The organism is Mesorhizobium sp. B283B1A, assembly GCF_020165735.1.
Classification (GTDB): Bacteria; Pseudomonadota; Alphaproteobacteria; order Rhizobiales; family Rhizobiaceae; genus Mesorhizobium; species Mesorhizobium opportunistum.
This window is the reverse complement of record NZ_JAIUIQ010000005.1, coordinates 176,012-200,561: the sequence shown is the minus strand read 5'-3', so window position 1 is coordinate 200,561 and position 24,550 is coordinate 176,012. Positions and strand designations below refer to the sequence as shown.

The window sequence follows — 24,550 nt, the reverse complement described above, 5'->3', positions numbered from 1 at the left end:
AACGAAACCGAACGGAGGAGAACAATGAAAAACATGATCCGCGGCTTGCTGGCCGCTACCGCCCTCGCCTCGCTTGCAACCACTGCCTACGCGCAGGATGTGCAAGGCGTCATCGGCGGGCTGCCGACCGAACTCAAGGCGCAGTATGACGGCGCGCCGCAAAAGGTGCTGCCTTCGGCCTGGGACAATTTCACCCCGCCGTCGAAGCCGTGGAAGTGGTGCCACTCGGAATCCTACCAGGGCAATCCCTGGCGGGTCACTGTCACCAAGGAGTTGAAGCGGCTCGTCGACGGGCTGATCGCCGACGGCACGGTGTCGAGCTTCGAGGTTTCCGATTCCAACAACGACGCCAGCCAGCAGATCAACCAGATCCGCGCCTTCATCGACAAGAAATGCTCGATCATCACCTCGATCCCGGGCTCGGCGACGGCGCTCGACGATGCCATCGACGCAGCCGCCAAGGCCGGCATTCCGTTCATCACCGCCGCCGGTTCGGTGACCAGTCCGAACGCGATCAATGTCGATTCCAACTATGCGCGCTGGGGCTACGACATGATGACGGCGATCGGCAAGGCGCAGCCGGACGGCGCCAGCATCCTGCTCGTCGAAGGCATTGCCGGTCACCCGATCGTGGTCCAGGAACGCCAAGGCGCGGACAAGGCGCTGGCGGAAAATCCGAAGCTGAAGATTTCGCGCACCGTCAACGGCAACTGGACGGCCAACGTGACCAAGACCGTGGTGCTGCAGGCGATCGCCACCAATCCGGCGCCGATCGATGCGGTGTGGACGACCGGCAGCGAAAGCCGCGTCGTTGCCGAGGCCTTCGCCGAAGCCGGCCGCCCGGCGCCATTGATCACCGGCTCGATCACAGGTGACGCGCTGGGCTACTGGAAGGCCAACCCTGACAAATACCGCTTCGAAGGCCATGCGGTGCTGCCGCATTGGACCGCCGAGACGTTGTTTCGCGTCGGCGAGCGCATGCTCGACGGCCAGAAGCCGAAGCTGAACACGCTGCTGATCCCGATCCCGCCGGTCCATAACGCCGACCTCGGCCAATGGTACAAGGACTGCATGACGACCGATGCCGTCTCGATCTTCCCGATACCGCCGAAGGACCCGATGCCGGAGGAATGGCTCGACGCCTATTTCTCGAACCCGGCGCCGACCAAGGGCTGGGATTATTCGAAGGTGCCAGATGCCTGCGCGAAGTGATGCCTGCGCGAAGTGACGCCTGCGACAGACAACTCTCAGCGAGCCGGCTCCTTTCGGGGATCCGGCTTGCCAGCTTCGAAACACCGCATGCTTGAGATCACCAACATATCCAAACGCTATGGCGAGACGATCGCGCTCGCCGAAGCTTCGATCGCGTTTCGGGCGGGCACCATCCATACCATCCTGGGCGAGAATGGTTCGGGCAAGAGCACGATGGTCAAGCTCCTGTCCGGCATCGTCCAGCCGGACAGTGGTGCCATCGTGCTGCAGGGCAAACCGTTCTATGGTGCCAATCCCTCGGCCTTCCAGGCGCAAGGCCTCGCCACGGTGTTCCAGGAGGTGCTGATCGCGCCCGATCGCAGCGTGGCCGACAACATCCTGCTCGGCCTCGACGGCCTGCTGCGGCGCGCCGTGCCTCGCAACGAACGCCGCGCCAGGGCGGCCGCCGCGCTCAAGCGCTTCGCCATCACCGACGTGCCCCTCGACAGGCCCGCCGGGCTGTTGCCGCTCGCCGCCCAGCAACTGGTCGTTCTCGCCCGCGCGATCGTGCGCAATCCAAAAATCCTGATCCTCGACGAAGTCACCGCGGCGCTCGACTTCGCCGATCGCGAATCCGTCTTTTCGCTGATGCGCGCGCTTGCGGGCGAAGGCTGCCTCATCCTGTTCATAACGCACCGCATGGACGAAGTGATGTCGCTTTCGGATCGCATCTCGATCCTGCGCGGCGGCAGCGTGGTGCGCACCGAGGAACGTGGTGCCTCGACCCCGGCGGAATTGCTCAAGGCGATGGCGCCACGCACGGCGGCGGAGCTGGCGCATGGTTGATCGCGCCGCTCCAGGCCTGGCCGTCCGCGACCTCGTTATCGCGCCGGGCGCCAGCGCCATAACGCAAACCATCGCTCCCGGCGAGATCGTCGGCCTTGCCGGCCTCGACGGGCACGGTCAGGAGCTGTTCCTCAAGATGCTCGCCGGCCTGGCGCCGCCACTTGGCGGCTCGATCGAGATGGGCGCATCCCGCAAGATCACCGGCTTTCGCAAGGCGGTCGCCAGCGGCATTGCCTATCTGCCGCGCGACCGGCGTGCGAACGGTATTTTCCCGACGCAGTCGGTGCTCGACAATTTCGCCGTCTCGACACTGTCGCGCGACACGCGCCTCGGCCTGATCAGTCCCGCGGCGCGCAAGGCACGCTACGATGTCTACCGCGAGAAGCTGTCGATCGTCGCGCCCCGGCCCGACGCGCCGATCACCACATTGTCGGGCGGCAACCAGCAGAAGGTGCTTTTGGCACGGGCGCTGGCGCTGGAACCTGCGATCCTGCTTCTCAACGATCCGACGCGCGGCGTCGACGTGGCGACAAGGCATGTACTCTACGATGTCTTTCGCGGGCTGGCCGCGGACGGCATGGGGCTCGTCATCCTGTCCAGCGAGATCGAGGAGATTCTTCTCCTGTGCCAGCGCGTGCTGGTGTTTCGCGAAAATGAAGTCGCGGCGGAAATTGCCGGCGATGCGCTGACCACGGACAGCGTGATATCAGCCATGTTCGGACGCGCGGCATGAACTTTTTGACGCGCCTCCTGTCGCTTGGGCGAAATGTCGGCTTCGCGGTCGTGCTGCTGGTCGTCCTGCTCGCGGTCAATCTTATCCTCGGCCCGGGGCGGTTCCAGCCGGGGTCGTGGGGCGCGCTGGTCGGACTGGCCGCGCCCTTGATCGGAGCGGCGATTGCGTCGGCCCCGGTGATCCTCGCCGGCCGTGGCGGCATCGACATTTCGGTCGGGCCGCTGATGGGCTTCGTCAACGCCATGGCGATCCAGGTGCTTTTCCTGAAAGCCGGCATCTCCTCGCCCCTGGTGCTCGTACCAGCGGCTTTGCTCATCGGCGCGCTGATCGGCGCGGCGAACGGCTTTCTGGCGACAATCGTGCGCATCCAGCCGATCGTCGCCACGCTCGGCACCTACCTCATCCTCACCGGCATCACGCTGACGATCCTGCCGGCGCCGATCGGTCCCGCGCCGGCCTGGCTCAAGGCGCTGTCCGGTCCGCTGTCGATGCTGCCGCTGGCGGCGATGTTCATCGCCTGGTGGCTGGTGCGGCGCACCCCTTACTACGACCAGTTGATGGCGGTCGGCAGCGATGACCGTGCCGCCTATACCGCCGGTGTGGATGTCACCCGCGTCCGCTTCATCGCCTATGTGATGACCGGCATCTTCGGCGGATGCGCGGGGCTGATGCTGACAGCGCTGATCGGTTCGGCCGACCCCAACATAGGACCGACCTACACGCTGATCGCCATCGCCGCCGTCGCGCTCGGCGGCGTCAGCCTGGCCGGTGGCCGTGGCGGCGTGGCAGGAGCCGCGATCGGCGCGATCGACATCTTCCTGCTGCAGAGCGTGCTGACGACTTTCAACGTCTCGACCTTCGTGCTGCAGATCGCCTATGGCGCCATATTGGTGCTGGCGGTGATGCTGACCGCGCTGCAGGAACGTCTTGCCATGAGGGGGCGCTGACATGGCTGCCAAGCGAAACCTGTTCGCGACGACCAATGCCCGCGTCGTCGGCGCCTTCTGCATCGCCGCCCTTCTGCACCTTGCCGGCGCAGTCCTCATTCCCGGTTACTCTTCGCCGTTTGCCGTGCGCGCCATGCTGGTGCTCGCTTCGCTGCTTGCCGTCGCCTCGATCGGCCAGACGCTGGTCGTCATTATGGGCGGCATCGACCTGTCCATTCCCTTTGTCATCGGCTTTGCCAATGTCGTGGCCGCACAGCTCTACGGCGATGGCTGGAACTTCTTTCTCGTCTGCGGCCTTGTCGGCGTGCTGGCACTTCTCATCGGCGGGCTGAACGGGCTGATCTCGCGCAGCCTCGACATCCAGCCGCTCATCGTCACGCTCGGCATCGGCATGGTCGTGCAGGGGCTGGTGCTGTTGTGGACAGCCGGCTTCCCCTCCGGCTCGGCACCGCAAGCGGTTTCCAGCTTCGTGTCGATCGGCGGATCGGCCGGGCCGCTGCCGGTGCCATGGCTGGTGCCCAGTCTCATCGTTCTGGCAGCGCTCGTCGTGCTGGTGCTGGAACGGACGCCCTATGGGCGCCGGCTCTATGCGCTTGGCAGCAATCCGGGCGCCGCACCGCTGGCGCTGATCGATCCGGTCCGCATGTGGGTCATCACCTATGCGGCAAGCGCCTTCTTCGCCGCCGTGGCCGGCGTGCTGCTGCTCGGCTTCACCGGCTCGGCCTATGGCGATGTCGGCCAGCCCTATCTGTTCCAGACCATCGCCGCGGTCGTCGTCGGCGGCGCGGCCCTGGTCGGCGGGCGTGGCAGTTATCTCGGCACGATCGCCGGCGTGCTGGTGCTGACCGAGATCAACACGCTGCTGATCGGCCTCGGCTTCCAGCCGTCGGCGGTGCAGGCGGCCCTGGGCCTCATCATCGTGCTGCTGGTCTCGCTTTACGGCCGCGAGCGACATGTCTCGACGACCATCTGACGGGTTGCTGCTAGGCGAGCCGCCACAGCTTGCGGGCATTCGCGGACAACAGCCGCTCGCGCTCCGAAATGCTGCAGCCTGCAAGCAGCGCATGTGTCGCCCCCACCCAGGTCGAGAGGCCGCCGCCAAGCGTGCAGACCGGCCAGTCGCTGCCCCAGACGACACGGTCCCAGCCGAAGGCAGCGATTGTGTGCTCGACATAGGGCCGCAGCGTCTCGACAGTCCAGCTGCCGGGATCGGCATAGGCGACAACTCCGGAAATTTTGGCGATGACGTTCGGACGCCGCGCGATCTCTCTCATATGTTCGCGCCATGGATGCTCGGCTCCGCCCTTGATGTCGGGCACGCCGCAATGGTCGAGGACGAACTGGACATCCGGCGCCAGGTCGGCCAGCGCGATCGCCTTGGGAATCTGGTGCGGCAACACCACGAGGTCGAAGGTCAGGCCGGTGCCGCCAAGCCGCTTGATGTTGTCTCGGAACAGCGGGCCTTCCGACAGCTCATCCGGCACGACATGGAGGACGCGGCGAAAGCCCTTGACGAAAGGATTCGCCCGCTGGCGTTCGAGATAGGGCGCAAAGCCGGTCTCTTCCGGCCGGCAGGAGGCGATCGCTCCAGCGAGCATGCTGCCTGGTTGCCGCGACAGAACTTCGACGCGGGCGGTCTCGGCCTCGATGTCGGCCGGATCGACATCGACCTCCATATGCAGCACGCGCTCGACGCCGACACGCTGCGCTTCCCCGGCATACTCCCCGTAGGAGAAATCGCGGTCGAGCGCCGGTACGCCGGCAAGCCAGGGATAGCGCAGCACCGAGCGATCGATGAGGTGCAGATGGGTGTCGACGATCATGGCCAAGTTCCTCCCTTCAAGCTTTTTCAGATCATCTCACGGAGGAATTCTTCATTCAAATAAGAATTACGCCGCTGCGCCAACAGCCGATCCGGCTAGGCGTGACAACCTTTCGGCCATGGCCAACAACAGTTCGATGGTCCTGGTAATGTCGGGCGCGGAGGGCGCGTTGACGACGGTGATGTAAGGAATCGACAGCGCCGCGATCGCCCTGCCGTCGGAACTGCGCACAGGCGCCGAAAGGTTGAAGACGCCGGCGGTCTGCATCGAGGCCATCATCTCGTAGCCGCGGTCGCGAATCTGGTCGAGACGGGTGAAGAACTCGGCCGGCTGCGCCATCTTGTCTGTGCTGCGGACATGTTCGGAGATCATCATCTGGCGTTCTTCCTCCGAGCGGAAAGCCAGCAGCACATGCCCCGAGCCGGTGTCGAAGAGGCTGATGTGGGACCCCACCCGGATCGAAATGCCCCAGTAGTTCGGGGCCTCCTGCTGAGCGATCACAACGGCGGAACCGCGATCAAAAACAACGAGTTGGTTGGCCTGTTGCGACGTTTCGGCGAGTTCGCGCATCAGCGGCGTGGCGTAGGAAACCAGCCGTCGCACCGGAGCATGCAACTGCGCCAGGCCAAACAGCTTCAGTGTCAGCGAATAGCGGTCGCCGTCCAGTCGCGTGACATAGCCGCGCCGCACCAGCCGGTCCAGCATGCGGTAGAATTCGTTGGGGCTGCGCTCGAGTTTCTTGGCGATTTCGGCTTGCGTCAGGCCGCCGTCGACGCCGGCCAGCAGTTCGAGGATGTCGAGCCCCTTGTCGAGCGCCGGCGCGCGATAGCGCTCGTCCTCGCTGTCATCCATGGCTCATCCCTCCAGTAAAATCGATTCTTCATATACGCAGGAATGCGGCCGAACGGAAACAAATTTCGCCTTGACGTGTCCGTGAATGTTTTGTTTGTATATGAATGTAGCGCTTGTTGTCATCAGACGAGTTGCGGTCGCCGCTGAGGCGCACCCAGGGAGGATACCAATGAACAGACTGCTTTCCGGCGTGTGCGCCGGCGCATTGATGCTTGCTTTCGGCGCAGGCACCGCCCTTGCCGGCGACCTGCCCGGCAAATTCGAGGGCGTGACCGTCGACGTGAAGCTGATCGGCGGTCAGCAATATGAAAAGCTCTATGAGCGGATCCCGGAATGGGAGAAGGCGACCGGCGCCAAGGTCAACATCCTGACCAAGAAGAACGGCTTCGACATCGACAAGGAGCTCAAGTCCGACATCGCCTCGGGCAGCACCAACTGGTGCGTTGGCTGGAACCATTCCTCCTTCGCGCCGCAATACACAGGCCTCTACACCGACCTCAGCAAATTGCTGCCGAAGGAAGAAATCGACGCCTTCGTGCCGTCGACGATCAAGGCGGCAACCATCGACGGCAAGCTGGAAATGCTGCCGCGTGCTCAGTTCGACGTTTCGGCGCTCTACTACCAGAAGAGCCTCTACGAGAACGCCGACAACAAGGCCAAGTTCAAGGCGAAATACGGCTATGACCTGGTGCCGCCGGATACCTGGAAGGAAGTCACCGACCAGGCCGAGTTCTTCGCCAACCCGCCCAATTTCTACGGTACGCAGTTCGCCGGCAAGGAAGAGGCGATCAACGGCCGCTTCTACGAGATGGTGGTCGCCGAGGGCGGCGAATATCTCGACAAGGACGGCAAGCCCGTCTTCAACTCCGAGGCTGGCATCCGCGCGCTCGACTGGTTCGTCAACCTCTACAAGGCCAAGGCCGTGCCGGCCGGAACGACCAACTACCTGTGGGACGATCTCGGCCAGGGCTTTGCCTCGGGCACCGTCGCCATCAACCTCGACTGGCCGGGCTGGGCCGGCTTCTTCAACGATCCGAAATCGTCGAAAGTCGCTGGCAATGTCGGCGTGAAGGTCGCGCCCAAAGGGTCTTCCGGCAAGCGCACCGGCTGGTCCGGTTTCCACGGCTTCTCGGTGACCGAGAACTGCCCGAACAAGGAAGCCGCCGCTTCGCTCGTCTGGTGGCTGACCAACGAGGATAGCCAGAAGCTCGAGGCCGCCGCCGGCCCGCTGCCGACCCGCACCGCGGTCTGGGACTGGGACCTGAAGCAGGCCGAGAACGATCCCTACAAGAAGGAGGTTCTCTCCGCCTTCCAGGAAGAGGCCAAGCACGCCTTTGCCGTGCCGCAGACGCCTGAGTGGATCGAGATTTCGAACGCCGTCTATCCGGAGCTGCAGGCGGCGATCCTCGGCGACAAGACCTCCAAGCAGGCGCTGGACGAAGCCGCCGCCAAGGCGACGCAAATCCTCCAGGACGCCGGCAAGCTCTAGAACCATCTCCCAACGCTGCCTCTCCCATCAGGAATGGGGGAGGCGATCGCGCTTCGCCGGCGAGAGCTCTGAACCATCAACGACAGACTTTCCGTTCCCGGCCCGCGCCTGAACAACGGGCGTCCAAAGCAAACACCACAGGATTCTGATGAAGGGCTTCAAGCCATCCGCGCCATTCCTGCTGCTGCTTCCGGCAATGATCGTGCTGGCGGCGGTCGTCGTGGTGCCGTTGCTGCTCTCGCTCTACTCCAGCTTCACGCCCTTCCGCCTGACGCGGCCCGAGACGTTCTTCGTCTTCGTCGGCTTCAGGAACTATCTTTCGATCCTGTCCAACACCGATTTCTGGTGGGCGTTCGGGCGCACGGTCCTCTTGCTGACCATCGCGCTCAATCTCGAAATGCTGCTCGGGCTCGGCCTCGCCATGCTGGTCGAGAAGGCGACACGTGGCCAACGCATCCTGCGCACGCTGATGATGTTTCCGATGATGTTTTCGCCGATCCTCGTCGGCTTCCAGTTCAAGTTCATGTTCAACGACAATATCGGCCTGGTGAACAACGCCTTGCAATCGCTCGGCATCACCAGGGATGCCATACCGTGGCTGATCGAGGGCCATCTCGCTTTCATCGCCATTTCGGTCGCCGAGATCTGGTCGTCGACGGCGATCTTCGCCATCCTGATCCTGGCCGGTCTGCTCGCCATGCCCAAGGAGCCGATCGAAGCGGCGCGTGTCGACGGCTGCACGCCGTGGCAGACATTCCGCTATGTGACGTGGCCTTTCGTGATGCCCTTCGCCTATATCGCCATGACCATCCGCTCGCTCGACGTCGCGCGCGCCTATGACATCGTCAAGATCATGACCGATGGCGGACCGGCGGGCCGAACGGAGCTGCTCTGGACGCTGGTGGCGCGCACCGCCTACAGCGACGGGCGTATGGGCATGGCCAACGCCATGGCCTATTTCTCGATCCTGCTGTCGATCGCCTTCACCGTCTATTTCTTCAACAAGCTCGCCGCGGCGCGCACGCAGATCGGTGCGGAGTGGTGAGAATGGACGAGAATTCTTCCGCCCGCCTGAAGCGCCGGCTCATGGGCATCGTCTACCGCATCGGCCTTTTCCTGGCGATGCTGACCATCTGCCTGCCGGGCCTGTGGATCGTGCTGTCGTCGCTGCGGCCGACCGTCGAGATCATGGCCAAGCCGCCAGTGTGGATCCCGCAGGAGATTTCGTTCGACGCCTATGTCTCGATGTTCTCGGGCATCGGCAAGGGCGGCATCCCGGTCATCGAGTATTTCCGCAACTCGCTGATCATCTCGGTGACCTCGACGGTGATCGCGGTGGCCATCGGCATGGCCGGCGGCTATGCGTTCGCGCGCTATCGTTTCCGCGGCAAATCGAGCGTCTTCCTCGGCCTGATGCTGACGCGCACCGTGCCGGGCATCGCGCTGTCGCTGCCGCTGTTCTTCCTCTATGTGCGGCTCGGCATCATCGACACGCATTTCGGGCTGATCCTTGCCTATGTCGCGCTCAACGTGCCGTTCACGATCTGGCTGATCGATGGCTTCTTCCGCCAGGTGCCCAAGGACCTCGCGGAAGCCGCGCAGATCGACGGCTGCACGCGCTGGCAGGCGTTCTGGCAGGTCGAGTTCCCGCTCGCCGGGCCGGGCATCGCTTCGGCCGCGATCTTCGCCTTCCTGACCTGCTGGAACGAATTCGCGCTGGCCTCGCAACTGACCCGCTCGGTCAGCGCCAAGACGCTTCCGGTGGGCCTGCTCGACTACACGGCCGAGTTCACCATCGACTGGCGCGGCATGTGCGCGCTCGCCGTGGTGATGATCATCCCGGCGCTCACCCTCACCTATATCGTCCAGAAACACCTTGTCGGCGGCCTGACCTCCGGCGCGGTAAAAGGCTGATCCCATGGCAACGGTTTCCCTCAGCAAGTTGACCAAGCGCTACGGCAATGTCGGGATCGTGCATGGCATCGATCTCGATATCGCCGACCGTGAATTCATCGCCCTGGTCGGCCCCTCCGGCTGCGGCAAGTCGACGACATTGCGCATGATCGCCGGGCTCGAAGAGATCAGCGCCGGGTCGATCGAGATCGGCGGGCGCGTCGTCAACGATTTGCCGCCGCGCTCGCGCAATATCTCGATGGTGTTCCAGTCCTACGCGCTCTACCCGCACATGACCGTGCGCGAGAACCTCGGCTTCTCGCTTAAAATCGCGGGTGCGGCCAAGGAAGACATGGACCGCCGCGTCGCAGAGGCTTCCAGCATCCTCGGCCTCGACACGCTGCTCGACCGCCGTCCGTCGCAGCTCTCCGGCGGTCAGCGCCAGCGCGTCGCCATGGGCCGTGCCATCGTGCGCGATCCCGACGTGTTCCTGTTCGACGAACCGCTTTCCAATCTCGACGCCAAGCTCCGGACGCAGATGCGCACCGAGATCAAGAAGCTGCATGCCAAGGTTCAGTCGACGGTGATCTACGTTACCCACGACCAGGTCGAGGCGATGACGCTGGCCGACCGCATCGTCATCATGCGCGACGGCCATATAGAACAGGTCGGCACGCCGGATGAAGTTTTCCGGCGGCCGGCGACGCGGTTCGTTGCCGGCTTCATAGGGTCGCCGCCGATGAACCTGCACGAGGCGACGATCGACGACGGACAGTTGGTTTTTTCCAGCGGCGAAAAGCTGCCTTTGCCCGGCCAGTTCAAGGCCAATGTGGCGACCGGCGACAAGGTCGTGTTCGGGCTGCGGCCTGACGACGTCTATCCGACGGGACATGGTATCAGCTCCGGCAGTGCGGCCGACGTCCACCAGATCGAATTGCCGATCACGGTCACCGAGCCGCTCGGCAATGAGACGCTGGTGTTCGTAGAATTCAACGGCAGCGACTGGGTGTCGCGCATGCTGAATCCGCGACCACTCAAGCCGGGCGAGCGAGTGGCCATGAGCCTCGACATGTCGCAGGCGCATCTGTTTGCCACCGAGACCGGAAAGACATTGCGGAGCTGACCGATGGCTAGAATCGAAAAGATAGAACTGCGGATGGTGGACCTTGTGCCCAAGGTCAAACGCACGGACGCGATCCAGAGTTTCGTCAGCCAGGAAACGCCGATCGTCACCATCACCGATTCCGACGGCGCGGTCGGCACTGGTTACAGCTACACGATCGGCACCGGCGGCTCCTCAGTGATGCGGCTTCTCTCGGACCATCTGGCGCCACGGCTGATCGGCCGCGACCCCGACATGATCGAGGCGATCTGGCACGATCTCGAATTCGCCACGCACGCCACCACCATTGGCGCGATCACCGCCATCGCCATTGCGGCGATCGACACGGCGCTGTGGGACCTCAGGGCGAAGAAGCAGAACCTGCCGCTGTGGAAGCTGGCTGGCGGAGCCAAGGACCGCTGCCCGCTCTACACGACCGAGGGCGGCTGGCTGCACATCGAGACGCAGGCGCTGGTCGACGACGCACTCGCCGCCAAGGCCAGGGGATTTCGAGGCTCGAAGGTGAAGATCGGCAGGCCGCACGGGTCGGAGGATCTTGCCCGCCTGTCGGCGGTGCGCAAGGCCGTCGGCGACGGCTACGAGATCATGACCGACGCCAATCAGGGGTTCTCGGTCGACGAGGCGATCCGGCGCGCGTCCAAGCTGCGCGACCTCGACCTTGCCTGGATCGAGGAACCGCTGCCGGCCGACGATATCGACGGCCATGTGCGCCTGTCCAACTCGACGCCGATTCCGATCGCCATCGGCGAGTCGCTCTACTCCATCCGGCATTTCCGCGAATACATGCAGAAGGGCGCCTGCTCGATCGTGCAGGTCGATGTCGGCCGCATCGGCGGCATCACGCCCTGGCTCAAGATTGCCCATGCGGCGGAAGCCTTCGACATTCCGGTGTGCCCGCATTTCCTGATGGAATTGCATGTCAGCCTGACCTGCGCTGTTCAGAACGGCCGATATGTCGAGTACATTCCGCAGCTCGATGAGTTGACCGGCAAGCGTATGCGCATCGAGGATGGGCATGCGCTGGCACCCGACGAGCCCGGCATCGGCATCGATTGGGACTGGGACGCGGTCAAGGCCATGAGCATCGCCGAATTCACCACGGCGATCACCAAATAGGGGACTGATATGCAGCGGATGGGGATGGTTCTGGGACTGAAGCCGGAAAAGGTCGAGGAGTATGTCCGCCTCCATGCCGCTGTCTGGCCCGACGTGCTGACCATGATCTCGGCCTGCAACATCAAGAATTACTCGATCTACCTGAAGCGGCCGGAGAACCTGCTGTTTTCCTATTTCGAATACCACGGCAGCGACTATGCCGCCGACATGGCCAGGATGGCGGCCGATCCGAAGACGCAGGAATGGTGGGCCGTCTGCATGCCATGCCAGGAGCCGCTGGCGACCCGCAAGGAAGGCGAATGGTGGGCTTCCATGGACGAGGTCTTCCATCATGGCTGAAGGCGGTTTCGACCCTGCCTCGCTCGTCCAGTCCTGGCCAAAGCCGTCGAAGCCTTGGCCGATCGTCACCTTCGGCGCAGGATCGATCGTTGGCGACGCACATTTCCCGGCCTACAGGAAGGCCGGCTTTCCAGTCGCCGGCCTCTACGATCCGGACCAGGACAAAGCGCGGGCGCTGGCCGAGAAATGGAATGTGACTGTGTTCCGTTCAGTGGAAGAGGCCGCAGCCGTCAAGGACGCGGTTTTCGATCTGGCGACACCGCCGGGGCGGCACGCCGAGATCCTGAAAGCCCTGCCCGATGGGGCGGTCGCATTGATCCAGAAGCCCATGGGCAACTATCTCGGCGAGGCAACCGAAATTCTCGAAATCTGCCGCGCCAAGAAGCTCAAGGCGGCGGTGAATTTCCAGCTCCGCTTCGCGCCGATGATGCTGGCGCTGAAGGATGCCATCGCCAAGGGCTGGCTCGGCGAGATCGTCGATTTCGATGCCTGGCTGGCGCTGGCGACGCCGTGGGAGCTTTGGGAATTCCTGCTCAAGGCGCCGCGCGTCGAGATCGCCATGCATTCGATCCACTATCTCGACCTGATCCGGCAAGTGCTCGGCGACCCCAGAGGTGTCCACGCCAAGACGCTCGGCCACCCCAACCATAAGGTGGCGCAGACGCGCACCAGCGCCATTCTCGACTATGGCGATACCGTGCGCTGTGCGCTGTCGATCAACCACGATCACAAATTCGGCCGCCGGCACCAGGCCTGCGAATTCCGCATCTGCGGCACCGAGGGTGCGGCCTATCTCAAGCTCGGCCTCAACCTCGATTATCCCCGGGGCGAGCCGGACGTTCTGGAGATTTACCCCAGGGGCGGAACGGACTGGGTCGCGGTGCCGCTCGCCGGCGAGTGGTTTCCCGACGCCTTCGTCGGGCGCATGGCCAATGTCCAGCGTTTTGCCGCGGGCGAAGACGACGAATTGGTCAGCTCGGTCGAGGACGCCTGGAACACCATGGCGCTGGTCGAAGCGGCCTATCGTTCGAGCGCAGCGCCGGCAACGCCGATTGCGGAAAGACCCTGATGGAACAGATCCAGTATTTCGAGGACTATGAGATCGGCGCCTCGCGTATCACCAGCGGCCGCACCATCACCGAGACCGACTTCATCGTCCATGCCGGGCATACAGGCGATTTCTTTCCGCACCACATGGATGCCGAGTTCATGAAGACGACGCCGTTCGGCCAGCGCATCGCGCATGGCACGCTGGTGTTCTCGGTCGGCATCGGGCTGACGGCAACCGTCATCAATCCGTTCGCCTTTTCCTATGGCTATGACCGCCTGCGCTTCATCAAGCCAGTGTTCATCGGCGACACGATCCGCACGCGCACCACCATCGCTGCCAAAGAGAACGACCCAAAGAGGCCGGGCTCAGGACGGGTGGTCGAGCGCTGCGAGGTCATCAACCAGCGCGATGAAGTGGTGCTGGCCGCCGACCATATCTACATCGTCGAACGCAAGCCGGCACGGGGCTGAAAACCAAGCCGCTTCCTATGCGCTAGGACTTTCGCGACATACCGCCGCCCTCTATCGCGTTGACGAGCGTTTCGCTGCCTTCGCGAAGATGCTGGCTCAGAATGCCCGCGGCCTTGTTGCCGTCGCGCTGCCTGCAGGCGGCCAGCAGGTCGCGGTGTTCTGCCTGGGAGCGGGTGCGATAGTCGAGGTTCGACAACAGGATGCGGACATAGCGATCGGCCGCATTGTGGTGCGCTTCGATCAGGCCGAGCAAACGCCGGTTGCCGCAGGCGTCATAGAGAGCCAGGTGAAAGGTCCGGTTGAGCGCCCCCCATCTGCCGACATTGCGCTCGGCATCGATCTGGTCGAGTGCTTGTCCGGCCTCATCGAGCTTGTCGCCCGACAGGACGGGAACAGAGAGCCGGAGCGCCTCGCATTCGAGCAATTCGCGCACCGCGTAGATCTCTGTGATTTCGGCACTGTCCATTCGGGCGACATGCGCGCCCTTGGTCGGGTGAATGGACACGATGCCCTCGGCCTCCAACTGGCGAAGGGCATCACGGATCGGCATGCGACTGAACCCGAACCGTTCGGCCAGATCGTCCTGGCGCAGCGCGGTGCCTGCCTTCAGGGATCCGCTGGCTATGGCTTCGCGCAGGACATTGGCGACCTGCTCCGCCACCGTTTGCGGTCTCTCGATCAGGCCTTCCACAAATCCGCGCAAACGATGCTCCCGGTTCATCCGATATCCAGCCTAATGGAAAACCGCTTTTGCGGATATAAGTATCCTCGTGTACAGGATAGCTACCCTGGCCTCACCGTGGCTTCGGAAGCGGCATCGTGGCGCGCGCCTATGCCGCGGCGGGTCGCCCACTGGCCGGGGTCGGTACAGCGCCTGCTGGCTCCGCATACCGCATACGCATGCGCAGGAACGGCGCTTCGATGCAGGTGTAGCTGAGATAGCCGATCGGAATCGTCGCCATGAAGCACAGGCCGGACCAGAGGCAAGCAACATAGAAATTGCTTATGTTCATGACGTTCGTGTTTATGAACGCCGCCAGTTGCATGACGAAAAACAGATGCAGGAGATAGATCGAATAGCTGTAGGCCCCGGCCTTCTCAAGGATCTTGAACGCCAGGCTTGTGCGCTTCCTCGAAAAGCTGGTGTCGTAATAGGCGATGCCGAAAGCATAGGCCGCGGCCTCCAGGGTCGGCAGGATGATCCATATCGGATGCGGCGACGGATAATGCTCCAACTGATAAAATCCGCCGGCGGCATCGAACCACCAGAAGAAGACCGAGAATGCGACGAGAACGGCCAGCGCCAGCCAGTGCCGATCCTTCGCATAGTCACGGAGGTGAAAAGCAAGAATGCCGGCCAGAAACTGGTCCGCGTGGCCTATGATGGTCCAGGCTGCCGCCGACTGCACCTCGCCGATGTGCACATAGAGCGCCCACCTCAGCAAAATCGCTGCCGCGATGAACAGCAAGGGCGCGAACGGGAACCGCCTCGACGCCATCAGCAGGAACGGCAGCAAAATGTAGAAGTGGGCTTCCACGGTTATCGACCAGCCGCCATTCGGAAGGGTGGGAAAAATCCACCCTTTTCCGACATCGGTGAAGTATTCGCCCAGAGGCTGACCCGCGAGATCCCTGCGGCAAGCCTCGATGGCTATTACGGCCAGCAGAAGCGGAAGCAGCCTCAGCGCCCGGTTGGCAAAGAAGGGCAGGTAGCTGACCTGTTTTCCATCAAGAAGCTTGGCGAACAGGTAGCCGGAGAGCGCCATGAACAGTGAAACGCCGGTGATCCCTTCATCCAGAAGGCTGAAGATTGGCAGAGCCGGCACAAAGCCATAGGGGACCGGCCCATCGGGAGACTGGTGAAGAAAATGCCAGGTGAAGACCAGAAAAGCCGCCAGACCGCGAATATGGTCCAGCGCCGGATAATGTTCTCCAGTCGAAGACTTCATGATTCAGACCAACCGCCCTGCGCCCTGGACGATCGTCGCCGCATTGCCTCGCCTGTACCTGAGCCAGCAACGGCACTGCAGCAAGCATACCTCGCCCACGACTCCTATTTTGCCAGCCTCTCGTTAATTTAGACTTCTTACTTTTTTGGGGAAATTTACCCCGACACGGATCGGCGACCGAACAGCCGCCGACCGAAATTGGTCGATGTACGACGGCTCTTCAGCCGGGGCTTCCCGCAATGTGCGGACCGTCGCGGTCTACATGTTGTCCGAGCACAATCGCTTTGCTCAATCGACGCGGACGGCCACAACGGCGGCGCAGTCGCCGGCCTTGACAAGCCCGGGAAAATGCCGCGCCGCCAGCATGCCGGACATCTTCGCCCTGATCTCCTGGGGGGCGATACCGGTGCGGCCGACGGGATGGATGCGGGCCAGCACGGCCCCCTTCTCCACCGGTTCGCCGAGATCGACCATGGTTTCGACCATGCCGTCGTCCTCGGCGAAGGAGAAGCAATCGCCCGAGGGCATGTCCAACCACTGTGTTTGGCTCTTCTCGACCGCACCATCGACAATGCCGGCGTGACGCAGCACATTGAGGACGCCGCGTCGCGCGATGCGCACGGTTTGTGCGCGCGAGGTGCCGCCGCCGCCAAGCTCGGTGCTGACGAAGACCTTGCCCATCTCCTCGGCCGCTGTGTCGTACATGCCGACGGCATCGATCTCGATCATGCGCATCGAGAAGGGGGCGGAAAATGCCGCCACCGCGTCGAAGGCTTTCTGCTCCAGCGCCTTGTCGGGCAGAGTGTGCGCGGCGCAAAATGGCACGAAGTCGAGCGTCTTGCCGCCGGAATGAAAGTCGAAGACGATGTCCGCGCGAGGAAGCAGCTCCCGTTGAAAATAATCGGCGATCTTCTCGGTCACCGTGCCGTCCGGGCGGCCGGGAAAACTGCGGTTCATGTTGCCCTTGTCGATCGGCGACGTGCGCGTGCCGGCGCGGAAGGCCGGATAATTCATCGCCGGCACGATGATCACCGTGCCGCTGACGGTTTTCGGGTCGAGCGTCCTGGCGAGATCGTAGAGCGCCAGCGGGCCCTCATATTCGTCGCCATGGTTGCCGCCGGTCAGCAGGGCCGTCGGTCCCTTGCCGTGGCGGATGACGCAGATCGGGATCATCACCGAACCCCAGGCCGAATCGTCGCGGCTGTAGGGCAGGCGCAGGAAGCCATGCTGGACGCCGTCGCGATCGAAATCGACGGTCGGCGCGATCGGCGAAGGGCGAAGACTGGACATCGGTTTCAATCCTTCACCACCAGCTTGCGCGGCACATTGGCCAGGCACTCTACACCGGTTTCGGTGATCAGTATGGATTCGGTGATCTCCAGTCCCATCGTTTCAAGCCAGAGACCGGTCATGAAATGGAAGGTCATGCCGGGCTTGAGCTCGGTGCGGTCGCCGGGGCGCAGGCTCATGGTGCGTTCGCCCCAGTCCGGCGGATAGGAAAGACCGATCGAATAGCCGGTGCGATTGTCTTTGACGATGCCGTATTTCTTCAGGACGGCGAAGAAGGCATTGGCGATGTCCTCGCAGGCATTGCCGGGCCTGGCGGCCGCGAGGCCGGCTTCCATACCTTCCAGCGTCGCCTTCTCGGCATCGAGGAATTCCTGCGTCGGCTTGCCGAGGAAGACGGTGCGCGACAACGGGCAGTGATAGCGGTTGTAGCAGCCGGCGATCTCGAAGAAGGTGCCCTCGCCCCGCTTCATCGGCTGGTCGTCCCAGGTCAGATGCGGCGCCGAGGCGTCGGCGCCCGACGGCAGCAAAGGTACGATAGCCGGATAGTCGCCGCCAATACCGTCGACACCGCGCGTGCCGGCATCATAGATCTCGGCGACGAGATCGCATTTGCGCATGCCGACTTCTATCTTGTCGACGATGCGGTGGTGCATGGCTTCGACGATGCGTGCGGCCTTGCGCATATAGTCGATCTCGGTCGAACTCTTCACCGCCCGCTGCCAGTTGACCAGGGCGGTGGCGTCGACGAAGCGGGCATTGGGCAGATGCTTCTGCAGCGCGGCAAAGGCGGCGGCGGAGAACCAGTAATTGTCCATCTCGACGCCGACGGTGAGCTTGCCCCAGCCGCGATCGGCCAACACGCTGGACAGGAAATCCATCGGGTGCCGCTCGGTCGACTGAACGTAGTGGTCGGCATAGCCGACGATGTTGTCATGGGCGAGATAGGCGGTGCGCTTGGCGCCATTGGCATCCTGGCCGCGGCCATACCAGACAGGCTCGCCAGATGGCGGCACGATGACAGCCTGATGCACATAGAACGACCAGCCGTCGTAGCCGGTCAGCCAGGCCATGTTGGACGGGTCGCTGACGATCAAGAGATCGACGCCCTTTGCCTCCATGGCTTTCCGGGTCTTGGCGAGGCGTTCCGCAAATTCGCCGCGCGAGAATTTCAGGTTTGGTTGCATTGTTCTTGATCCTCGTTTGTTGGGCCTGGAGCCTGTTTCAACGTCGTTGAATCCGGCTCCAGGTAACTTTTTGTTCGAGCACGATCTTCTCGGAGAACCGGCTTCCGCTTTTCCGGATCCATGCTCCTGCGGCCAGCATCAGCTTTCGAAAATGGTGCCGGATTTGGCCGTCCGCGCCCGGTCGCGGGCGAGCGTGGCGATCGCCGTGTCCTGCACGCCGGTGCCGGTCAGGTCGGCAATGGTGATGTCGCTGGCTGAGCGACGGCCATGCATTGCGCCGGCGATGATCTGGCCAAGCTCGGTCACCTCGGCATCGGCGGCCATCACGCCCGCCGCGATGGCATGGTGGAGTTCGCCAAGCCGCCGTGTCTGGCGCGCGCTGTCGGCGACATAGAGATCGGCCATGCGCAGGATCGCCGGTGCGATCTCGTTCTTGTGCTCGGCGTCCGAACCCATGGCGGTGATGTGCTGGCCGGCGGAAACGAAGCCGGCCTTGATCAGCGGCTCGGTCGAGGGCGTGGTGGTGACGATGATGTCGGCGCCGGCCGCGGCCTCGGCCGGGTCGGGTTCGGCACGCACGACAATGCCGAGTTTCTCACTCAAGGCATCTGCGGTCGCCACTGCCTTGGCGGAATCGCGCGCCCAGATGCGCGCCTCGGTGATCGGCCGCACGAGCTTGAGCGCTTCAAGTTGTAGTCCGGCTTGCACGCCGGCGCCGAAGATCACGGCGACAGATGCATCGGGACGCGACAGATGCTTGGCCGCGACCGCGCCGGCGGCTGCCGTGCGGACATCGGTGAGATAGCCATTGTCGAGCAGGAGCGCTTCGACCAGACCGGTCCTGGCCGACAGCAGCACCATCATGCCGTTGACGGAGGGCAGGCCGAGCTTCGGATTGTCGAAGAAACCGGGGCTGATCTTGATGGCGAAGCCGTCAATGCCGGGCACATAGGCGGTCTTCACGTCGACCTCGCCGCGATGCTCGGGGATGTCGAGGCGCAGGATCGGCGGCATCGCCACCGGCAATGTGGCGAGCGCGCGAAAAGCATTCTCGACGCAGGCGACGGCGTCGAGATCCAGCGTCACGATCTGGCGCAGCTCTTTCTCGGTGAGGATCGTCATGCGACTCATGTGGCGCGCTCCACCATTGTGTCACCGCAGATGATCTTGCGGTGCGTGTCCATGTCGATGTTGCGGCCGGAAAGCAGAACAAGCACCGGCCCGTTTGGCTTGACCTTGCCGGCGAGCAGAGCGGAGATACCAACCGCGCCGGCGCCTTCGACGATCTCACGCTCCTGCGCATAGGCATGGCGGATGCCCTCGGCGATTTCGTCTTCGCCAAGCAAAACCACATCGTCGAGCAGGTCGCGGCACATGGCGAAGGTCAGCCGGTTGTCGAGGCCGATGCCGCCGCCGAGCGAATCCGCCAGAGTCGGCAATTCCTCCACCGGCACCGGCCGGCCGGCATCGAGGCTCGCCTTCATCGCCGCGCCGCGTGCCATCGAAACACCGATCACTTTCGTACCGGGGCTGACCCCCTTGATGGCCGCGGCGATGCCCGAAGCCAGGCCGCCACCGGAGAGCTGTACGAGGACGAGCGCGGCATCCGGAACCTGGTCGATCATCTCCAGCCCGAGCGTGCCTTGCCCGGCGATGATCGCGGGATGGTCGAAGGGCGGCAGCATGACCAGGCCCTCTTGCGCCACCAGCCGCTCGACCTCCTGCTGGGCGTCGTCCTGGCTGTTGCCGACAATGCGGATCTCCGCGCCAAGCCGGCGGATCTCGTCGAGCTTGTTGCCGGGCACCAGCCGCGACATGCAGATCACCGCGCGCATACCTTCGAGCTTCGCTGCATGCGCCAGCGCGCGGCCATGATTGCCGGTGGAGGCCGCGACGACGCCACGCGCTTTCTCCTCGGCACTTAGCGAAGCGACAGCATTCGAGGCGCCGCGCAGCTTGAAGCTGCCGGTGGTCTGGCGGTGCTCGAGCTTGAGGTGAACCGGCACACCCAGTTGCTGGGAGAGACCCGGCGAACGCACGGTCGCGGTGCGCTCGACCTTGCCGGCAATGCGCTCACGCGCGGCACGGATATCTGCAAGAGTGACTGTCGCCATGGTCGTCAATCGCGGGGCAAGGGCAGCGTCATCAGACGGCCGAATTCGGGATGGGCTGTCTCATCACCGCAAAGGCGGAGGCAGTTCCAGGCACTCGCCTGGTTGCTGGTCACCACTGGGCGGCCGATCGCCTGTTCCATGCCGGTGACCGCGAGCGCACCGCGTAGCGCCGTGCAGGAGACGAACAGTGCGTCCGCCCGCGCGTGCGTCGCTTCGCGCGCGAGTTCGACAAGCTCTGCTGGGGGAATACGGGCCATCTCGCGGTCGTCCTCGAAGCCGAGACAGGTGAAGCTGGCGATCTCGAAGCCACGGGCGGCGAAATAAGCCGCCATCGGCCTGGAGGTTTCGACCGTGTAGGGCGTGAGGATACTGATCCGGCGCGCGCCGAACGCGTGCAGCCCGCGCACGCCAGCCATCGGCGGCGTGACGATGGGAACGCCGGGCTTGGCGACCTGGATCGCCACCTCGATCTCGGCATCGCCGATCACCACCGAGGCCGAGGTGCAGGAATAGCATATGGCGTCGAGCGGCTCGTCGGGCAGGATCAATGCCGCGCCCGCCGTCAGCGCCGGCTGCATCTTGCGCAGGTTCTCCGGCGTTGTCGGATTGGCGTAAGGAATGCGCGCGACATAGACGCCGATGCGCTCGCTCGCCACCATGCGACGAAAATCCGGCTCACTGGTGTGATCCGTGGCCAGGATGATGAGACCGACGCGGCGCGCCATCGGACGGTCTTCGAGCGCCGGCCGGTTGGGCGCGACCTTGATCTCGGGCAAGGGCTTCATCAAATTATCTCTCGATCTTGCCGTAGCGGCGTTCCAGCCAGCGCAGCAGGATAACCGAGCAAAGACTGATGGCGAGGAAGAAAGCACCAACCAGCGTGATCGGCTCGATATAGCGATAGTAGGTGTTGGCGACGCTTTTCGCCTGGTTCATCAGTTCCAGCACGGTGATCGCCGACAGGAGCGGCGTTTCCTTGAACATGGCGATGAAATAGTTGGCCAGTGCCGGGATCATCGGCGGGATGGCCTGCGGAATGATGATATGGCTCCAGGTCTGCCTGCCGCTGAGATTGCACGCCTTGGCGGCCTCCCACTGGCCACGCGGGACATTGTCGATGCCGGCGCGGTAGACCTCGGCCGTGTAGGTGCCGTAGTGCAGCCCGAGCCCGATGACACCGGCGACGAGCGGCGGCAGCAGGATGCCGATGTCAGGCAGCACGTAGAAGATGAAGTAGAGTTGCACGAGAAGCGGCGTGCCGCGGATGAATTCGGCCGCCCAACCGACGGTGCGGGACAATGCCTTGTTGGGCGAGCGGCGCGCCAGCGCGATGCCGAGCCCGACGATCGCCGCCAGCACGGAGCCGAGCAGCGTCGCAAGGATGGTGATCTTCACCCCCTGGATCAGCGTCGGCAGGATCTGCCGGACAAAATCCCAATCCCATTCCATCAGAAAGCCCCGGCCATCAGACGCGCACTCCGTCGAGGCCGCGCGCCATGCGGCGCTCCAGCGAGCGCACGCCCCACGAAATGAGCAGCGCCAGGATGAAATAGATGATCAGAATGGTGGTGAAGGGCACCATCGTGTTGCCGGTCTGGGCACGCACCACCTGCGCCTGGAAGGTCAGGTCGGCAAGCGAGATCAGCGAGACGACCGATGTTGCCTTGAGCAGTTCGATGGCGTTGTTGCCAAAGGTCGGCAGCATCACCAGAAACGCCTGAGGCAGGATGACGTGGCGCAAGCCTTGCCAGCGGCCGAGGTTGAGCGCGATGCAGGCCTCATGCTGTTCGCGGCCGATCGATTGTACGGCGCCGCGCACCACTTCGGCGGCATAGGCGCCGACATTCAGGCCGAGCGCCAGCACGCCCGCCTGCAGCGGGGTCAGTTCGAAGCCCACCAGCGGCAGCACGAAATAAGCGAAAAACAACTGCACGAAGATCGATGTGCCGCGGAAGAATTCGATATAGGCGGTGGCCAGCGCGCGCAGCGCAAAGAAGCGTGACAGCCGCCCAAGGCCGGCAAGAAAGGCCATGACCAGGGCAAGCACCGATCCCATCAGCGTCAGCTCGATGGTGACAAGCGCTCCCTGCAATATCAGGCCGAAATAGCCGGACCACTGGGTCATTAGGGTTCCAACGTTAGCGGTTAGCATCCTTCTCCCCGTTTCACGGGGAGAAGATGCCGGCAGGCAGATGAGGGGCAGCGCGAACTTACGAAGGCACGGCGCCGCCCCTCATCCGTCACTTCGTGACACCTTCTCCCCGTGAACGGGGAGAAGGAAAAAGTGCGCCCTACTTCGCCGCGCAGAGCTTGTCGCGTGTCGTCGACATCGCGGCCGCAGCCGAGAAGCCATAGGGCTCGATGATCTTGGCGAATTCGCCCGACTTCTTCATCTTGGCGAGCTCGACGTCGAAGGCATCGCGCAGCGCCTCGTCACCCTTCTTGAAGGCCGCGCCGTCGCAATAGACCGGCGCGCCCTGCACCGGCGCGATGACTTCGAGGCTAGGATCGTTGGCTTTCTTCATCAGGTCGTTGATCGACAGAACCGGCAGCGAATAAGCGTCGATGCGGCCGTCCTGCACCATCTTCAGGCCGCTCTGGCCATCCGGGACGACAATGACGCGTTCGCGCGGCACACCAGCGTTGAGCGCCAGCTTCTCTTCGGTGCCGCCACCGGGAGCGCCGATCGTTGCGGACGTGTCCTTGGCGACGTCTTCGTAGCTCTTGAAGCCTTTCGGATTGCCTTTCTTCACCAGCATCGCTTCGGCGTCGCACAGCACCGGCTCGGAATAGGCGACCGCGGCGCAGCGCTCCGGCTTCATGAACAGACCGGCGGTGACGACATCGAAGCGGCCGGCCTGCAGGCCGGGGATCATGGCGCCATATTCCGAGATCGAGGCGACGATGTCGCCAACGCCGAGACGCTTGAAGATCTCGCGCGCCACGTCGGGCGCGGCACCCGAAACCTTGCCATCGGCGGCGACGGCCGTATAGGGCGGCTCATTGGCGATGGCGACACGGGCGAAGCCCTGCGACTTGAGCTGCTCGAGCTTGCTGTCGTCGGCCGAACCCGCGGTCGAGGCCGCCAGCACCGCGGTCAGCGCAAGGCCGGCGACGCCGGCCAGAATGCCAAGTTTCTTCATTGTTCCCAACTCCTTGTTTCGTTTTCTTGGTTTGGCTGCGGCAGCAGCGCCGCCGGTTTCTGGTTGATTTCGGGACGGCTTCACAGTCCCGGGCATAACGGTCAGACGCGATGTCCGGCCGCGATGATCTTCTTCAGGAAGCCTTGCGTGCGCTCCTGTTTGGGATGGCGGAAAATCTCATCGGGCTTGCCCTCCTCGACTATTCTGCCGCGATCGAAGAACAGCACCCGGTCGGCGAAATCGTGGGCGAAACCCATTTCGTGCGTAACCAGAAGCATCGTCATGTCGGTCTCGGCGCAGAGCCGCCACAGGACGTTGAGCACCTCCTCGACCAGTTCCGGATCCAGCGCCGACGTCACTTCGTCGAACAGCATGATCTTCGGCTGCAAAGCGAGTGCGCGGGCGATCGCCACACGCTGCTTCTGGCCCCCGGACAGTTGCGCCGGCATGGCCTTGGCCTTGTCGGCCATGCCGACCATATCGAGCAGTTCCATCGCCCGCTTCTCGGCGGCGGCGCGCGGCGTGCCCTTGGTCAGCATCGGCGCCAGCGTCACATTGTCGATGACGCTCTTGTGCGGAAACAGGTTGAAGAGCTGGAAGACCATGCCGATCTTCTGGCGCATCCGGGTCAGATGCCGTTCGTCGGCGGGCAGCAGCTGACCGTTGCGTTCCATGTGGTAGAGTTGTTCGCCCTCGATCTGGATGTGGCCGCCGTCGATGCGTTCCAGGGTCATCAGGATGCGCAGGATCGTCGTCTTGCCCGAGCCGGAAGGCCCGATCAGCGCCAGCTTCTCGCGCGGCATGACCTGCATCGACAGGCCGTCCAGCACCTTGAAGGTGCCGAAGCTCTTCGAAATGGCATCGACCTTGATGATGGGTATGGATGCGGACAAATGAATTTCCCCGTGTTGGAGAAGCCTGTGCCCCTAACGATGCGGAACGCGCCAAATCATGTCAATCAGGAAAATAAAATCATGACAATTATTCCGATTGCGCA

The 24,550-nt window shown here is 63.4% G+C and carries 26 protein-coding genes; 13 read left to right on the top strand and 13 right to left on the bottom strand.

The window, feature by feature from the left end; genetic code table 11:
- Positions 1–24 precede the first annotated feature (24 nt).
- The 5 genes from LB577_RS06070 to LB577_RS06050 all read left to right on the top strand — a co-directional run bounded on the left by LB577_RS06070 (position 25) and on the right by LB577_RS06050 (position 4,690).
- Positions 25–1,212, top strand: a complete 1,188-nt coding sequence (locus LB577_RS06070) for an ABC transporter substrate-binding protein (RefSeq protein ID WP_224685975.1) — start codon at positions 25–27, stop codon at positions 1,210–1,212.
- Positions 1,213–1,299: 87 nt separating this feature from the next.
- Entirely contained in the window at positions 1,300–2,037 is a 738-nt protein-coding gene (locus tag LB577_RS06065) for an ATP-binding cassette domain-containing protein (protein ID WP_224685974.1), read from the top strand.
- Positions 2,030–2,770 carry an ATP-binding cassette domain-containing protein gene (locus LB577_RS06060; RefSeq protein ID WP_224685973.1) on the top strand — a complete coding sequence of 247 codons (741 nt, stop codon included), beginning with the start codon at positions 2,030–2,032 and terminating at the stop codon, positions 2,768–2,770. Before LB577_RS06065 ends, LB577_RS06060 begins: the two co-directional genes overlap by 8 nt.
- A complete protein-coding gene (locus tag LB577_RS06055) occupies positions 2,767–3,717 on the top strand; it encodes an ABC transporter permease (RefSeq protein WP_224685972.1) in 951 nt (316 codons plus the stop codon). Before LB577_RS06060 ends, LB577_RS06055 begins: the two co-directional genes overlap by 4 nt.
- A 1-nt stretch (position 3,718) precedes the next feature.
- Complete coding sequence (locus LB577_RS06050; protein WP_023764710.1) at positions 3,719–4,690, top strand: ABC transporter permease; 972 nt, start codon at positions 3,719–3,721, stop codon at positions 4,688–4,690.
- Positions 4,691–4,700: 10 nt separating this feature from the next.
- Here LB577_RS06050 and LB577_RS06045 read toward each other — a convergent pair whose 3' ends face one another.
- Complete coding sequence (locus LB577_RS06045; protein ID WP_224685971.1) at positions 4,701–5,540, bottom strand: amidohydrolase family protein; 840 nt, start codon at positions 5,538–5,540, stop codon at positions 4,701–4,703.
- A gap of 66 nt (positions 5,541–5,606) precedes the next feature.
- A complete protein-coding gene (locus LB577_RS06040) occupies positions 5,607–6,392 on the bottom strand; it encodes an IclR family transcriptional regulator (protein WP_013896938.1) in 786 nt (261 codons plus the stop codon).
- Positions 6,393–6,561: 169 nt separating this feature from the next.
- Here LB577_RS06040 and LB577_RS06035 point away from each other — a divergent pair, with 169 nt between their 5' ends.
- The 8 genes from LB577_RS06035 to LB577_RS06000 all read left to right on the top strand — a co-directional run bounded on the left by LB577_RS06035 (position 6,562) and on the right by LB577_RS06000 (position 13,873).
- Complete coding sequence (locus LB577_RS06035) at positions 6,562–7,881, top strand: ABC transporter substrate-binding protein (protein ID WP_013896939.1); 1,320 nt, start codon at positions 6,562–6,564, stop codon at positions 7,879–7,881.
- A 148-nt stretch (positions 7,882–8,029) separates the two neighbouring features.
- Positions 8,030–8,926 carry a carbohydrate ABC transporter permease gene (locus LB577_RS06030; protein ID WP_023764707.1) on the top strand — a complete coding sequence of 299 codons (897 nt, stop codon included), beginning with the start codon at positions 8,030–8,032 and terminating at the stop codon, positions 8,924–8,926.
- A 2-nt stretch (positions 8,927–8,928) separates the two neighbouring features.
- Positions 8,929–9,795, top strand: coding sequence for a carbohydrate ABC transporter permease (locus LB577_RS06025; protein WP_224685970.1), 867 nt, complete (start codon positions 8,929–8,931; stop codon positions 9,793–9,795).
- Positions 9,796–9,799: 4 nt separating this feature from the next.
- Positions 9,800–10,897 carry an ABC transporter ATP-binding protein gene (locus LB577_RS06020; RefSeq protein WP_023764705.1) on the top strand — a complete coding sequence of 366 codons (1,098 nt, stop codon included), beginning with the start codon at positions 9,800–9,802 and terminating at the stop codon, positions 10,895–10,897.
- A 3-nt stretch (positions 10,898–10,900) separates the two neighbouring features.
- Positions 10,901–12,013, top strand: a complete 1,113-nt coding sequence (locus LB577_RS06015) for a mandelate racemase/muconate lactonizing enzyme family protein (RefSeq protein WP_224685969.1) — start codon at positions 10,901–10,903, stop codon at positions 12,011–12,013.
- Between the two features lie 9 nt (positions 12,014–12,022).
- Positions 12,023–12,352: an L-rhamnose mutarotase gene (locus tag LB577_RS06010; RefSeq protein ID WP_224685968.1), complete on the top strand. Its 330-nt coding sequence runs from the start codon at positions 12,023–12,025 to the stop codon at positions 12,350–12,352.
- Positions 12,345–13,421 carry a Gfo/Idh/MocA family protein gene (locus LB577_RS06005; RefSeq protein WP_224685967.1) on the top strand — a complete coding sequence of 359 codons (1,077 nt, stop codon included), beginning with the start codon at positions 12,345–12,347 and terminating at the stop codon, positions 13,419–13,421. Before LB577_RS06010 ends, LB577_RS06005 begins: the two co-directional genes overlap by 8 nt.
- On the top strand, positions 13,421–13,873 hold the full coding sequence (locus LB577_RS06000; RefSeq protein ID WP_224685966.1) for a MaoC/PaaZ C-terminal domain-containing protein: 453 nt from the start codon (positions 13,421–13,423) through the stop codon (positions 13,871–13,873). The genes LB577_RS06005 and LB577_RS06000 overlap by 1 nt, the downstream gene beginning before the upstream one ends.
- 22 nt (positions 13,874–13,895) lie before the next feature.
- Here the strand turns inward: LB577_RS06000 and LB577_RS05995 are convergent, their stop codons facing one another.
- From LB577_RS05995 to ehuA, 11 genes are all read right to left on the bottom strand, one after another.
- Positions 13,896–14,576, bottom strand: a complete 681-nt coding sequence (locus LB577_RS05995; RefSeq protein ID WP_224685965.1) for a GntR family transcriptional regulator — start codon at positions 14,574–14,576, stop codon at positions 13,896–13,898.
- Between the two features lie 127 nt (positions 14,577–14,703).
- On the bottom strand, positions 14,704–15,822 hold the full coding sequence (locus LB577_RS05990; protein WP_224685964.1) for an acyltransferase family protein: 1,119 nt from the start codon (positions 15,820–15,822) through the stop codon (positions 14,704–14,706).
- Between the two features lie 288 nt (positions 15,823–16,110).
- Positions 16,111–17,112: a N(2)-acetyl-L-2,4-diaminobutanoate deacetylase DoeB gene (gene doeB / locus LB577_RS05985; RefSeq protein ID WP_224685963.1), complete on the bottom strand. Its 1,002-nt coding sequence runs from the start codon at positions 17,110–17,112 to the stop codon at positions 16,111–16,113.
- Positions 17,113–17,117: 5 nt separating this feature from the next.
- Positions 17,118–18,296: an ectoine hydrolase DoeA gene (gene doeA / locus LB577_RS05980; protein ID WP_224685962.1), complete on the bottom strand. Its 1,179-nt coding sequence runs from the start codon at positions 18,294–18,296 to the stop codon at positions 17,118–17,120.
- Positions 18,297–18,434: 138 nt separating this feature from the next.
- Entirely contained in the window at positions 18,435–19,427 is a 993-nt protein-coding gene (locus LB577_RS05975; protein ID WP_224685961.1) for an ectoine utilization protein EutC, read from the bottom strand.
- Positions 19,424–20,410, bottom strand: a complete 987-nt coding sequence (gene eutB / locus LB577_RS05970) for a hydroxyectoine utilization dehydratase EutB (protein ID WP_224685960.1) — start codon at positions 20,408–20,410, stop codon at positions 19,424–19,426. The genes LB577_RS05975 and eutB overlap by 4 nt, the downstream gene beginning before the upstream one ends.
- A 5-nt stretch (positions 20,411–20,415) precedes the next feature.
- Positions 20,416–21,195 (bottom strand): ectoine utilization protein EutA, encoded by a 780-nt coding sequence (gene eutA / locus LB577_RS05965; protein WP_224685959.1) that lies wholly within the window; start codon positions 21,193–21,195, stop codon positions 20,416–20,418.
- Between the two features lie 4 nt (positions 21,196–21,199).
- The gene (gene ehuD, locus LB577_RS05960; RefSeq protein WP_013896966.1) at positions 21,200–21,859 is read right to left on the bottom strand and encodes an ectoine/hydroxyectoine ABC transporter permease subunit EhuD; all 660 of its coding nucleotides are present in this window, start codon (positions 21,857–21,859) and stop codon (positions 21,200–21,202) included.
- Positions 21,860–21,875: 16 nt separating this feature from the next.
- Positions 21,876–22,535 carry an ectoine/hydroxyectoine ABC transporter permease subunit EhuC gene (gene ehuC, locus LB577_RS05955; protein ID WP_140572843.1) on the bottom strand — a complete coding sequence of 220 codons (660 nt, stop codon included), beginning with the start codon at positions 22,533–22,535 and terminating at the stop codon, positions 21,876–21,878.
- Between the two features lie 166 nt (positions 22,536–22,701).
- Positions 22,702–23,553 carry an ectoine/hydroxyectoine ABC transporter substrate-binding protein EhuB gene (gene ehuB, locus LB577_RS05950; RefSeq protein ID WP_023777129.1) on the bottom strand — a complete coding sequence of 284 codons (852 nt, stop codon included), beginning with the start codon at positions 23,551–23,553 and terminating at the stop codon, positions 22,702–22,704.
- A gap of 101 nt (positions 23,554–23,654) precedes the next feature.
- Positions 23,655–24,446, bottom strand: coding sequence for an ectoine/hydroxyectoine ABC transporter ATP-binding protein EhuA (ehuA, locus tag LB577_RS05945; RefSeq protein WP_023764691.1), 792 nt, complete (start codon positions 24,444–24,446; stop codon positions 23,655–23,657).
- Between the last annotated feature and the right edge of the window lie 104 nt (positions 24,447–24,550).